A 12,205-nucleotide genomic window follows, 5' to 3' on the forward strand; every position below is an offset into this window, starting at 1 on the left:
CAAGCTCCTCTACGTCACTCCGGCACCCGCAGGCGCGCCTCGGCCGCACGCCCCGTGACAGCACCCGGCTCCCCCAGTGCCTGATCCAGGTCCGCCCACAGGTCCTCGACGTCCTCAAGACCCACCGAAAGCCGCAGCAGCCGGTCGCTCACGCCCGCCGACCTGCGGTCGCCTGCGTCGACGATGCGGTGGCTGATCGACGCCGGGTGCTGGATGAGCGAGTCGACGCTGCCGAGGCTGACGGCGGGCGTGACCAGGCGGACCGTGCGGATCACCTCGTGCGGGTCGCCCACGGTCTCGAAGGCGACCATCGCGCCGCCGATCCGCGGATAGTGCACACGCGCGATCCGCGGGTCACCGGACAGGCGCGCCGCCAGTTCGGCCGCTGTCGCCGACGCCGCCCGGACGCGCACCGGCAGCGTCGCGAGGCCGCGCAGGAGCAGATATCCGGCGAGCGGATGCAGCACGCCGCCCGTCGCGAACCGCACCTGGCGCAGCTGCCGGGCGAACGCCTCGTCGCAGGCCACGACCCCGCCCATGACGTCCCCGTGCCCGCCGAGGAACTTGGTCGCACTGTGCAGCACCAGCCGCGCGCCGTGCTCGACGGGCCGCTGGAGGACCGGCGTGGCGAAGGTGTTGTCGGCGAGGAGCGGCACCGTTCCGCACGAGTGGGCCACGGCCCGCAGATCGAGCTCGGCGAGCGTCGGATTGGCGGGTGACTCCACCATCACGAGCCCGGTGTCGGGCCGGATCGCGTCCGCGATGCCCGCCGGGTCCACCCAGGTCACCTCGGTGCCGAGCGCCCCCGCGGTGAGCAGGTGGTCGCTGCATCCGTACAGCGGCCGGACGGCGACGACATGGCGCAGCCCGCCGCCGCTGCGTACGAGCAGCACCGCGGTCAGGGCCGCCATGCCGCTCGCGAAGGCGACCGCGCTCTCGGTGCCTTCGAGCCGGGCGAGCGCGGTCTCGAAGCGGCCGACGGTCGGATTGCCGAGCCGTGCGTACACCGGCGGGCCCTCGTCGACGACGCCGTCCGCCGCGAACGCGTCGATGCGGGCGGCCTCGCCGCGGCTGTCGTACGACGGGTAGGTGGTGGACAGGTCGATGGGCGGGGCGTGCAGACCGAGTCCCGCGAGGTCGTCACGGCCGGCGTGTACGGCTTCGGTGGCCAGGGCCCGCCCGTGGGCGGGGCCCGGGCGCATCCCTGCATACAGGTCGTTGTCCATGGGCGACAGCCTGAACAACGGCCGGGGTTCGTCGGACAAACCCCGTGCTACGTTCGGCCGATGGCTGATTCTGTCGTACTCGATCCGGTCGATCTGCACATACTGCGTCTCCTCCAGAACGATGCCCGCGTCACCTACCGGGACCTCGCCGAGCAGGTCGGCGTCGCGCCGTCCACCTGCCTCGACCGCGTGACGCGGCTGCGCCGGTCCGGCGTGATCCTCGGGCATCAGCTGCGCCTCGACCCGGCGAAGCTGGGCCGCGGGCTCCAGGCGCTGCTCTCGGTGCAGGTGCGACCGCACCGGCGCGAGCTGGTCGGCCCGTTCGTGGAGCGGATCCGGGCGCTGCCGGAAGCGCGGTCGGTCTTCCATCTGACGGGCCCCGACGACTACTTGGTGCATGTCGCCGTGCGCGACACCGCCGACCTCCAGCGGCTGGTACTCGACGAGTTCACGGCGCACCGCGAGGTGGCGCGCGTCGAGACGCGGCTGATCTTCCAGCAGTGGGAGTGCGGCCCGCTGCTTCCCCCCTCCGCCGACGCCGTCGGTGAATCTTGATGACGCGGCCCCCCACCCCGTACGACGATGGCGGCATGTCAGATTCGTCAGCCACAGCAGCAGCCGTCACCGGACCGCTCCCGCGCGAAGTCGCCGACACCTACGTCGACGAGCTCATCGCCCTCGACCCCGTCACCGGCACCTACCTCGGCGTGCCCGAGAGCCACAGCAAGCTGCCCGACCTGTCACCCGCCGGTCAGGAGGCCCTCGCCGATCTCGCGCGGGCGACCCTCGCGCGGCTCGACGAGGCCGAGCGCAGGCCCGGGGCCGACAGCGCGGCCGAGCGCCGCTGCGGCCGGCTCCTGCGGGAGCGGCTCACGGCCGAAATCGCCGTGCACGACGCCGAGGAGAACCTGCGGGCCGTCACCAATCTGGGCGGGCCCGTCCACAACATGCGGGAGGTGTTCACCCTCACGCCGACCGCGACGGACGCGGACTGGGCGGCCGTCGCGGAGCGGCTGCGCGCCGTGCCCGGGGCGCTCGCCGGGTACCGCGAGACGCTGTCGCTGGGCCTGGAGAAGAAGCTCCACGGCGGACCGCGGCCGACCGCCACGTTCATCGGGCAGCTCACCGAGTGGGCGGGCGAAGGGCGCGGCTGGTTCGAGGACTTCACCGCGGACGGGCCCGACGCGCTGCGTGCCGAGCTCGACGAGGCCGGCAGCGCCGCGACGGCCGCGGTGGTCGAGCTGCGCGACTGGATGCGCGACGTGTACGCGCCCGCGATCGAGGGCTCGCCCGACACGGTGGGCCGCGAGCGGTACGCCCGCTGGTCGCGCTACTACAACGGCACGGACCTCGACCTCGACGAGGCGTACGCGTACGGCTGGGCGGAGTACCACCGCCTGCTCGGCGAGATGAGGACCGAGGCGGAGAAGATCCTGCCCGGTGCCGCGACGCCGTGGGTGGCGCTCGCGCACCTCGACGAGCACGGCACGCACATCGAGGGCGTGGAGGAGGTGCAGCGCTGGCTCCAGGGCGTGATGGACGAGGCGATCGAGGCTCTCGACGGCACGCACTTCGAACTCGCGGAGCGGGTACGCAAGGTGGAGTCCATGATCGCCCCGGCGGGCAGCGCCGCGGCGCCCTACTACACGGCGCCGTCGGAGGACTTCTCGCGGCCGGGGCGCACCTGGCTGCCGACGATGGGCCAGACCCGGTTCCCCGTCTACGACCTGGTCTCCACCTGGTACCACGAGGGCGTACCCGGTCACCATCTCCAGATCGCGCAGTGGACGCACGTCGCGGACAGCCTCTCCCGCTACCAGGCGAGCGTCGGCATGGTGAGCGCCAACGCCGAGGGGTGGGCGCTGTACGCGGAGCGTCTGATGGACGAGCTGGGCTTCCTCACGGACGCCGAGCGGCGGCTCGGATATCTGGACGCGCAGATGATGCGCGCGACCCGCGTCATCGTCGACATCGGCATGCACCTGGAGCTGGAGATCCCGGCGGACTCGCCGTTCCACCCGGGCGAGCGGTGGACGCCCGCCCTCGCGCAGGAGTTCTTCGGCGCGCACAGCAGCCGGCCCGCGGACTTCGTGGAGAGCGAGCTGACCCGCTATCTGTCCATCCCCGGGCAGGCGATCGGCTACAAGCTGGGCGAGCGCGCGTGGCTGCTCGGCCGCGCGGGCGCGCAGGCGAGGCACGGGGACGCGTTCGACGCGAAGGCCTGGCACATGGCGGCTCTCTCGCAGGGATCGCTCGGCCTGGACGACCTGGTGGACGAGCTGTCCCAGCTGTGACTCGATTGCGGGCGGCGGCACTTGGCGGCTGCCGCCCGCACATCCACGTTCCCGGTGCTCGCTCAGCAGCCGCAGTCGTCCGAGTCCACCGGCGCCGTCAGCGGGTCGGCGTCGCGCTGCGCGGGCCCCTCCCACGTCTCGTACGCGAAGCCCTCCCGCGCCCAGTACTCGAAGCCGCCGAGCATCTCCTTGACCTGGAAGCCGAGTTCGGCGAGGGCGAGAGCGGCGCGCGTGGCGCCGTTGCAGCCCGGACCCCAGCAGTACGTGACGACGGGCACGGACCTGTCGAGGAGCTGTTCGGCCTGCTCGGCGATGAGCGCGGCGGGCAGGTGGACCGCGCCGGGTACGTGCCCCTGGTCCCACGAGGCGGTGGAGCGGGTGTCGATGACGACGAAGCCCGGGTCCCCGTCCGCGGCGAGCGCCGAGGCGACGTCGGACACATCGGCGTGGAAGGCAAGGCTCGCGCCGAAGTACGCAGCGGCTGCGGCGGGGGACGCCGGGGGCACACGGAGCACGGAGTTGGGGGTGACGGTGGTGGTCGCGGTCATGATGTCGGCCTCCCGGGCGAATCGCTGCGGGCCGCACGGCCGTGCCGCCCTCGACCAGAAATCTATGGTCCCTGACGATCTTCCTGAAGTGACGATCCCCGGCATCACCCTTGATCTGCCGGGGATGTCCCTGCTATTCCTGCCGCATGACCGGTGAATCCCCGTACACCACCGACGCCACCGACTGGCGCATCCTCGACGTCCTCCAGCGCGAGGGCCGGGCGAGCTACGCCGAGCTCGCCCGGGCCGTCTCCATGTCCGCGAGCGCCGTCACCGAGCGGGTGAAGCGCCTCGAGGAGGCCGGGGTGATCGCGGGGTACGCGGCGGTGGTCGTCCCCGAGCGGATCGGCCTGCCCATCCTGGCGTTCGTACGGCTGCGCTATCCGAACGGGCACTACAAGCCGTTCCACGACCTCGTCGAGGTGACGCCGGAGATCCTGGAGGCGCACCACGTCACCGGCGACGACTGCTTCGTCATCAAGGTCGCGGCCCGCTCGATGAAGCACCTGGAGGAGGTCTCCGGCAGGATCGGCGCGCTCGGCTCGGTGACGACCAGCGTGGTCTACTCGTCCCCACTGCCCCGGCGGCCGCTCGGCCACTGACCCGCCGCCAAAAGTGGCTCAGGTCCGCTGCCGTACGACCGAACCCGACCGCCCCTTCACGATCTCCAGCTGCGCGTGCACCCGGCGCCGCAGGTCGGCGACGTGGCTGACGATGCCGACGCTGCGGTCCCGCTCGCGCAGGGAGTCCAGGACGTCGAGCACCTCGTCCAGGGTCTGGTCGTCGAGGCTGCCGAAGCCCTCGTCGATGAAGAGTGTGTCGAGGCGGACACCGCCCGCCTCGTCCGTGACGACGTCCGCGAGGCCGAGGGCGAGGGCGAGCGACGCGAAGAACGTCTCACCGCCGGAGAGTGTCGCGGTGTCCCGTTCGCGCCCCGTCCATGCGTCGACGACATGCAGGCCGAGGCCCGAACGGCCGCGCCCCGAACGGCCGTCGGAGTGCACGAGCGTGTAGCGGCCCGACGACATGCGGGCCAGCCGCGCGGTCGCGGCGGCCGCGACCTGTTCGAGCCGGGCCGCGAGCACATAGGACTCCAGGCGCATCTTGCGCTCGTTGTCCGCGGACGTCCCGGCGGCGAGGCCTGCCATGCGCGCCACGCGGTCGTACGCGGCGCGCAGCGGTGCGAGCCGTCGCACGGCCGTGGCGCAGCGGGCCGAGAGCCGGTCGATCTCGGTGCAGCGGCGGGCCGCGTCGTCGCGCGCGGAGGCCGCCTCACGCACCCGTCGGTCGGCCGCCTCGGCGGCAAACAGCGCCGCGGCCACATCGGCGGGCGCCTGCCGGGCCGCTGCCGCGGTGTCGTCCTCGGCGAGTACGGCGCGCACCGCGGCCTCCTCGAACTGGCGGGCGTCGAGCCGGTGTTGCAGCTCCCGATGCTGGGCGTCGTCCAGGAGGGCGGCGCCGGCGGCCTCCGGCGTGTCGAACCCGGCGCGGAAGGCCGCGTCGGCGAGTCGCGCGTCCGCGTCCTTGAGCCGCTTGGCGGCCTCGTCGGCGCCCCGGGCGGCGTCCGCGGCGGCTGTGAGCTGCGCGGCGAGGCGTTCCAGCTGCACGGCGCGCGCACCCACACTGGCCTCCGACCCGCGCGCCTGGGCCAACTCACGCTCCAGGACGCCCTGTTCACGGTCGACACCCTCGCGCAGGGTGGCGCGGGCGACGGCGCGACGTGCGGCTTCCTGCTGCGCGGCGAGTCTGCGGTCGTGCTCGCCCTCGGCCTGGCCGAGGGCCTCACGCGCGGCGTGCAGCCCGGAGGCGAGGCCTCGCGCCTCGGCGTGTCGCGCGCGCAACTCGTCGGCCGCTTCGGCGAGTTCCACGGCGGATGCCTCTCCGGCGGCGGCCGTCGCGGCGGAAAGTGACTCGCGCACTGCGGCGAGCCGGCTCTCCTGCGCGGTGCGCGCGTCGTCCGCGCGGCGGTACGCGGCGAGGGCGGACTCCTCGGCGTCGCGGCCCACGTGCTCCGCGGTCTTGCGCATGGGGTCGGGGTGGTCGGTGGACCCGCACACCGCGCAGCTCTCGCCGGGGACGAGCTGCGCGGCCAGCTCGGCCGCGATCCCGTTCAGCCGCTGTTCCTTGAGGCCGAGCCAGCGCTCATGGGCGGCCGCGGCTTCCTCGCGGGCGCGCAGGGTGCGGGTCTGGGCGTCGGCGGCCTCGCCGGTGAGCCGGTCGCGGCGCCGGGCGGACGCCAGCTTCTGCTGCGCGGGCTCCAGTTGACCCACCAGGTGTTCGGCGCGCGTCGCGGCGTCCTGCGCGGACTCGACGGCTGCCTGGAGCGCGGCCCGGGCGCTGTCCCAGCCGTCGAGCCAGCTCGCCGAGTCCTGGAGCAGTTCGTCGTCGGCGCGCTCCTGGCGGTCGAGTCCGTGGCGCTGCCCGGCGAGTTCCGTCAGGCGCAGCTCGGCGCGCCGGGCGGACTCCAGGCCGCCCAGCTCCTCGGCCGTCTTCCGCGCGGCGGCGGCGAGGCCCGCCGCGCCGGCGCCGTCGTACGAGTCGGGCAGCGTGGCACGCGCGCGTGTGTCCTCGCTCGTGGCCCTGCGGTGTTCGGTTTCCGCGGCCTCGCGCAGCGCGAGTGCGGGGGCGACGGCCTCGGCCTTGCGGCCCCACGCCATGCGCTCCTGGACCCGCCGGTGTTCGTCGGCACGCTCGTCGAGCCGGGCGGCCCGCTCCCGCGCCTCCTCGAACCGCCGCTGCAGCCGCTGCACTTCCTGTACGCCGGCCAGGTCGCGCTGCGCCTCGGTGCGGGCCGCGTCGGCGGCGGTCAGCGCGAGGTGCGCGACGGTGAGCCGCTCGCGGATGGTGGAGCGGGCGACGGCGGCCCAGGTGAGGACGGAGTCGGCGAGCCCGGGGTCGCCGGGCGCGGCGTCGGTGGCGGGCAGTTCGACGATGTTCCCTGCGGCCTGCTGCATGCGGTGGGCGTCGGCGAGCAACTCGGCGTCCGCCGCGCGCACTTCGCTCTCGGCGGCGCGGCGGCGCTCGGCGAGCCGCTGCTCGGCCGCGGCGAAGCGCCGGGTGTCGAAGAGCCGGCCGAGGAGCTTGCCGCGGGCTTCGGCGTCGGCCCGCAGGAACCGCGCGAAGTCCCCCTGCGGCAGCAGGACGACCTGGCAGAACTGTTCCTTGCTCATGCCGAGGAGCTGGCTGATCTCCTCGCCGATCTCCTGGTGGGAGCGGCTGAGGTCCTTCCAGGTGCCCGCCGTGGCGTCGTACTCGCGCAGCCAGCTCTGGGCCTTGTCCGTGGTGGTGCCCGTGCCGCGCTTCTTGGGACGCTCCCACGGGGGCTGCCGGGTCAGCTCCAGGCGGCGGCCCGCGACGGTGAGGTCGAGGGCGACCTCGGTCCGCGTACCGGGCGCGGCGTGGTCGCTGCGCAGGGACGTGCCCTGGCCGCCGCCCTGCCGGGCGCCGGGCACCGAGCCGTACAGGGCGTAGCAGACGGCGTCGAGGACGGAGGTCTTCCCGGCGCCCGTCGGGCCGTGGAGCAGGAAGAGGCCCGCCGACGACAGGTCGTCGAAGTCGACTTCCTGGCTTGCGCCGAAGGGTCCGAAGGCGGTGATCCGCAGCCGGTGGAGCCTCATCGGGCGACCTCGCGCCGGGTGTCGTCGACGCGTACGGCGTCGAGCGCCTCACGCAGGACGGCGCGCTCGCGCTCGTCGGGTCCGGCGCCGCGCACGTGGGAAACGAAGTCCTCCGCGATCTGCTGGTCGTCGCGCCCCTTGAGCCGCTGCGCGTACGAGACGTCGGGGTCCTCGGGGGCGCGCTGCGGGTCGAAGGCGAGGCTGAGCGTGTGCGGGAACCGCTCGGTGAGGCGGGCCATGGGGTCGTCGGGCCTGACCGGGTCGGTGAGGGTGGCCTCGACCCACGCCTCCTCGTGCGTGGCGAGGTCCGGGCGCGCGAGCAGGTCCGCGAGGTCCCCGCGGATCCGGGCGAGCGGCCTGGGGACCGGGCAGTCGACGCGCTCGGCGGCCGCGAAGCCGTCCGCGTCCAGGTCGACGAGCCACATGCTCTTGCGGTGGTCGGCCTCGGAGAAGGAGTACGGGAGCGGCGAGCCGGAGTAGCGCACGCGCTCGGAGATGACCTGGCTGCCGTGCAGATGGCCGAGCGCCACATAGTCGACGCCGTCGAAGACGCCGGAGGGGACGGCGGCGACTCCGCCGACAGTGATGTCGCGCTCGCTGTCGCTGGCCTCGCCGCCGGTGACGAAGGCGTGCGCGAGGACGACGGACCGGGTGCCTGCCGGGCGCTCGGCGAGATCGGCCCGCACCCGGCCCATGGCGGCGGCCAGGACGGCCTCGTGGCCCGGCTTCGACACCGCGAACTCGTCCTTCACCAGCGCCGGTTCGAGATAGGGCAGTCCGTAGAAGGCCACGTCACCCGTGGCGTCCGGGATCAGGACGGGGGTCGCGCAGGCGCCGGGGTCGGTGCGCAGGTGGATGCCGGCGCGGCCGATGAGCCCGGCGCCGACGCCGAGGCGGCGCGCCGAGTCATGGTTCCCGGAGATCATCACCGTGGGGATGCCCTGCTCGGCGAGGCGGTGCAGGGCGTCGTCGAACAGCTCGACCGCGGCGAGAGGCGGCACCGCGCGGTCGTACACGTCGCCCGACACGACCACCGCGTCGACGTCCCGCTCACGGACGGTCGCGACGAGGTGACCGATGAACTCGGCCTGGGCGCCGAGCATGTTCACCCGGTGGAACGCCCGGCCGAGATGCCAGTCGGAAGTGTGCAGCAGCCTCATGATCCCCGAGACTAACGGGCGGGTCGGACATCACGGGCGGCTACTCGCGTATCGGCACCTGCTCCGCCGCGCACGCGTCCCGCCCGCCGGTGCCGGTCACGCGTCCCCGTACGCCTCTCCCCCCAGCTCGAACTCCGCGGTGCCGGCGGTGACATCGGCCAGCCACGCACGGAACGTGTCCACGTCGGCGTCCGGCAGACCGATCTCGATCGTGACCGCCTCCCCGTAACGGACGTCACGCACCTCACGTCCCGTGGACCGCAGATCGTTCTGCACCTTGCCGGCGCGCTGGTGGTCGACGGTGACGGTGGCGAGCCGGAAGCGGCGGCGGGTGAGGGTGCCCAGCGCGTCGAGCGCCTCGCCGACCGCTCCTCCGTAGGCGCGGATGAGGCCGCCCGCGCCGAGCTTCACGCCTCCGTAGTAGCGGGTCACGACGGCGACGACGTACCGCATCTCGCGGCGCGTGAGCATCTGGAGCATGGGGACGCCCGCCGTGCCGCCCGGTTCGCCGTCGTCGCTCGCCTTCTGCACGGAGGCGTCGGCGCCGATGACGTACGCGTAGCAGTTGTGGGACGCGGTGGGGTGCTCCTTGCGGATGCGCGCCACGAAGTCCTGGGCCTCGCGCTCGGTGGCCGCGGGCGCGAGCGCGCACAGGAACCGGGAGCGGTTGATCTCGGTCTCGTGCACGCCCTCACGGGCCACGGTGCGGTACTCGTCCTGCATCCGGCCAGCGTATGCCGCGTGCCGGCGTTCGCTCGCCCCGCCCGTCGCCCGGGTCACGCGGTGGTGGATACTCGCTCGTCGTCGCAGCGGTCGCGGGACGTTCTGTCCTGCGACTTCCTGCGGGATGCACGCCCAGGGTCCGTACCGGCACGACAGAAAGCAGTTCCGCCCATGACCGGCACGCAGACCGAACGCGCCGAAAGCACGGCCGTCCGGCCGCCGTCCCCACGATGGCGGTCCTGGCTCCTCGAGGGTCTGAGCGAGACGACGGCCCGGCATCCGGGACCGCACGGCACGCCGCCGGCCGAGCACAAGGGCCACACCTGGTGGCGGGTGATGTGCCTGACGGGCGTGGACTACTTCTCGACCCTCGGCTACCAGCCGGGCATCGCCGCCCTCGCCGCGGGACTGCTCTCCCCGCTGGCCACCCTGGTCCTGATCGCGCTCACGCTCGGCGGCGCGCTGCCGGTCTACCGCCGCGTCGCCAAGGAGTCCCCGCACGGCGAGGGTTCCATCGCGATGCTGGAACGGCTCCTTCCGTGGTGGGCGGGGAAGCTGTTCGTCCTGGTGCTGCTCGGGTTCGCCGCCACGGACTTCATGATCACGATCACGCTGTCGGCGGCGGACGCCGCGGCGCACGTCGTCGAGAACCCCTTCGCGCCCGCCTCGCTCGACGGCGCGAACACCTGGATCACGCTGTTCCTGGTGGCGGGCCTCGGCGCGGTGTTCCTCAAGGGATTCCGTGAGGCGATACGGGTGGCGGTCGTGCTCGTCGCCCTCTATCTCATGCTGAACGTGGTCGTACTCATGACCGCCGCCTGGCACGTCCTGACCGAGCCGGTGAAGATCGGCAACTGGTGGGACGCCATGACCGCCGCGCACTCCTCGCCCGTCGCGATGATCGGCGTGGCGCTCCTCGTCTTCCCGAAGCTGGCGCTCGGCATGTCCGGCTTCGAGACGGGCGTCGCCGTGATGCCCCAGGTACGCGGCGACGCCACGGACACGTACGAGCGGCCCGCGGGACGGGTGCGGGACACCCGCAAGCTGCTCACCACGGCCGCGCTGATCATGAGCGGTTTCCTGCTGCTCTCCAGCCTCGCGACGACGATCCTCATCCCCCAGTCCGCGTTCGAGAGCGGCGGCCCGGCCAACGGCCGCGCCCTCGCGTTCCTCGCGCACCAGTACCTGGGCGAGGGCTTCGGCACGGTGTACGACGTCTCCACCATCGCCATCCTGTGGTTCGCCGGCGCCTCCGCACTCGCGGGGCTCCTCAACCTCGTGCCGCGCTATCTGCCGCGCTACGGCATGGCCCCGGAGTGGACGCGCGCCGTCCGCCCGCTGGTGCTCCTCTTCATGGCGATCGCGGTCTTCATCACGCTCTGGTTCAACGCGAACGTCGACGACCAGAGCGGTGCGTACGCGACCGGTGTCCTGGTCCTGATGCTGTCTGCGTCGTTCGCCTCGACGGTCGCGGTGCGCTCGCGCGGGCGCCGGGCCGCGACCATCGGCTTCGGGGCGATCACCGCCGTATTCGGGTACACACTCGTCACGAACGTCATCGAGCGGCCCGACGGCATCAAGATCGCCCTCCTCTTCATCGTCGGCATCCTCCTCACCTCGTTCGCGTCGCGCGTGCACCGCGCGTTCGAACTGCGGGCGGGCGACGTCACGTTCGACGCGACGGCGGCGCGGATCATCGACGAGGCCGCGGGCCACGGCCCGCTGCGGATCATCGCGAACGAGCCCGACGAGCACTCAAAGGCCGAGTACCGCGCCAAGGAGTACAGCCAGCGCGAGCAGACCCACATCCCGGACGGGCGGCCCGTCCTGTTCCTTGAGGTCTTCGTCCACGACTCGTCGGACTTCACCGCGCCGGTGGAGGTCCATGGGGACGAGAAGCACGGCGTACGCCGCCTGCGCGTCCAGGGCGCGGGCGTGCCGAACACCATCGCGGCCGTCCTGATGAGCCTGAGGACCCGCACGGGCGAGATGCCGCACGCGTACTTCAACTGGACCGAGGGCCACCCCGTCAGCCATCTGCTGCGCTTCCTGGTGTTCGGCGACGGCGAGGTCGCGCCGGTCACCCGCGAGGTGCTGCGCCGCGCCGAGCCCGACCCCGCCCTGCGGCCCCGCGTCCACGTGGGCTGACCTGCGCGCGCCGCACTCCGGAATAGGATGTGGCGCCCACGTGTGGGGGACGGAGGGCGAGGGGACATGACGCGGGACGGACACGACGGCCGGCGGCCGCGGCGCCGGGGCCAGGGCGAGCTGGAGACCCAGGTCCTCACGGCGCTGTGCGAAGCTCCGGGCCCCGTGCCGGCGGCGTGGGTCCAGGAGCGGATCGGCGGCGGCCTCGCCTACACGACCGTGGTGACGATCCTGACGCGCCTCCTCGCGAAGAGCGCGGTGACCCGCGCCCGCGACGGCCGCTCCTTCCTGTGGACACCGGCCGCCGACGGGGCGGGACTCGCCGCCCTGCGGATGCGCAAGGTGCTCGACGGCGAGACGAACCGCGAGGCGGTCCTCGCACGCTTCGTCACCGCGCTGCCACCGGGCGACGAACAACTCCTGCGGGACCTGCTCGAACAGGCGGAACGGCCGGACGCAGCCCCCGGCCCCGGCGAAGGCGAAGGCTGA

Annotated in this window: 11 protein-coding genes; 6 read left to right on the top strand and 5 right to left on the bottom strand. The window is 73.3% G+C overall.

Annotation, left to right across the window (positions count from 1 at the left end):
* Positions 1 to 14 precede the first annotated feature (14 nt).
* On the bottom strand, positions 15 to 1,226 hold the full coding sequence (locus tag CG723_RS35135; RefSeq protein WP_100597575.1) for a trans-sulfuration enzyme family protein: 1,212 nt from the start codon (positions 1,224 to 1,226) through the stop codon (positions 15 to 17).
* Positions 1,227 to 1,286: 60 nt separating this feature from the next.
* Here CG723_RS35135 and CG723_RS35140 point away from each other — a divergent pair, with 60 nt between their 5' ends.
* The gene (locus CG723_RS35140) at positions 1,287 to 1,781 is read left to right on the top strand and encodes an Lrp/AsnC family transcriptional regulator (RefSeq protein WP_100597576.1); all 495 of its coding nucleotides are present in this window, start codon (positions 1,287 to 1,289) and stop codon (positions 1,779 to 1,781) included.
* A 35-nt stretch (positions 1,782 to 1,816) separates the two neighbouring features.
* Positions 1,817 to 3,520: a DUF885 domain-containing protein gene (locus CG723_RS35145; protein ID WP_100597655.1), complete on the top strand. Its 1,704-nt coding sequence runs from the start codon at positions 1,817 to 1,819 to the stop codon at positions 3,518 to 3,520.
* Between the two features lie 62 nt (positions 3,521 to 3,582).
* Here the strand turns inward: CG723_RS35145 and CG723_RS35150 are convergent, their stop codons facing one another.
* Positions 3,583 to 4,068 carry a rhodanese-like domain-containing protein gene (locus CG723_RS35150; RefSeq protein ID WP_100597577.1) on the bottom strand — a complete coding sequence of 162 codons (486 nt, stop codon included), beginning with the start codon at positions 4,066 to 4,068 and terminating at the stop codon, positions 3,583 to 3,585.
* Here CG723_RS35150 and CG723_RS46540 point away from each other — a divergent pair.
* Together CG723_RS46540 and CG723_RS35155 are read left to right on the top strand one after the other, a co-directional pair.
* Positions 4,046 to 4,225, top strand: coding sequence for a hypothetical protein (locus tag CG723_RS46540; RefSeq protein ID WP_159032615.1), 180 nt, complete (start codon positions 4,046 to 4,048; stop codon positions 4,223 to 4,225). The two genes, CG723_RS35150 and CG723_RS46540, sit on opposite strands and share 23 nt — an antisense overlap.
* Positions 4,215 to 4,670: an Lrp/AsnC family transcriptional regulator gene (locus tag CG723_RS35155; protein WP_100597578.1), complete on the top strand. Its 456-nt coding sequence runs from the start codon at positions 4,215 to 4,217 to the stop codon at positions 4,668 to 4,670. Before CG723_RS46540 ends, CG723_RS35155 begins: the two co-directional genes overlap by 11 nt.
* An 18-nt stretch (positions 4,671 to 4,688) precedes the next feature.
* On the opposite strand, the gene CG723_RS35160 is transcribed toward CG723_RS35155, so the two are convergent.
* The 3 genes from CG723_RS35160 to CG723_RS35170 all read right to left on the bottom strand — a co-directional run bounded on the left by CG723_RS35160 (position 4,689) and on the right by CG723_RS35170 (position 9,568).
* A complete protein-coding gene (locus CG723_RS35160) occupies positions 4,689 to 7,685 on the bottom strand; it encodes an AAA family ATPase (RefSeq protein ID WP_100597579.1) in 2,997 nt (998 codons plus the stop codon).
* Positions 7,682 to 8,845: an exonuclease SbcCD subunit D gene (locus CG723_RS35165; RefSeq protein ID WP_100597580.1), complete on the bottom strand. Its 1,164-nt coding sequence runs from the start codon at positions 8,843 to 8,845 to the stop codon at positions 7,682 to 7,684. The genes CG723_RS35160 and CG723_RS35165 overlap by 4 nt, the downstream gene beginning before the upstream one ends.
* A 96-nt stretch (positions 8,846 to 8,941) precedes the next feature.
* Positions 8,942 to 9,568: a YigZ family protein gene (locus CG723_RS35170; RefSeq protein WP_100597581.1), complete on the bottom strand. Its 627-nt coding sequence runs from the start codon at positions 9,566 to 9,568 to the stop codon at positions 8,942 to 8,944.
* Between the two features lie 171 nt (positions 9,569 to 9,739).
* Between CG723_RS35170 and CG723_RS35175 the strand changes: the two genes are divergently transcribed.
* Both CG723_RS35175 and CG723_RS35180 read left to right on the top strand, forming a co-directional pair.
* Positions 9,740 to 11,716 carry an APC family permease gene (locus tag CG723_RS35175; RefSeq protein WP_199842013.1) on the top strand — a complete coding sequence of 659 codons (1,977 nt, stop codon included), beginning with the start codon at positions 9,740 to 9,742 and terminating at the stop codon, positions 11,714 to 11,716.
* Between the two features lie 66 nt (positions 11,717 to 11,782).
* On the top strand, positions 11,783 to 12,205 hold the full coding sequence (locus CG723_RS35180) for a BlaI/MecI/CopY family transcriptional regulator (protein WP_100597582.1): 423 nt from the start codon (positions 11,783 to 11,785) through the stop codon (positions 12,203 to 12,205).

The organism is Streptomyces sp. CB01635, assembly GCF_002803065.1.
Lineage (GTDB): Bacteria > Actinomycetota > Actinomycetes > Streptomycetales > Streptomycetaceae > Streptomyces.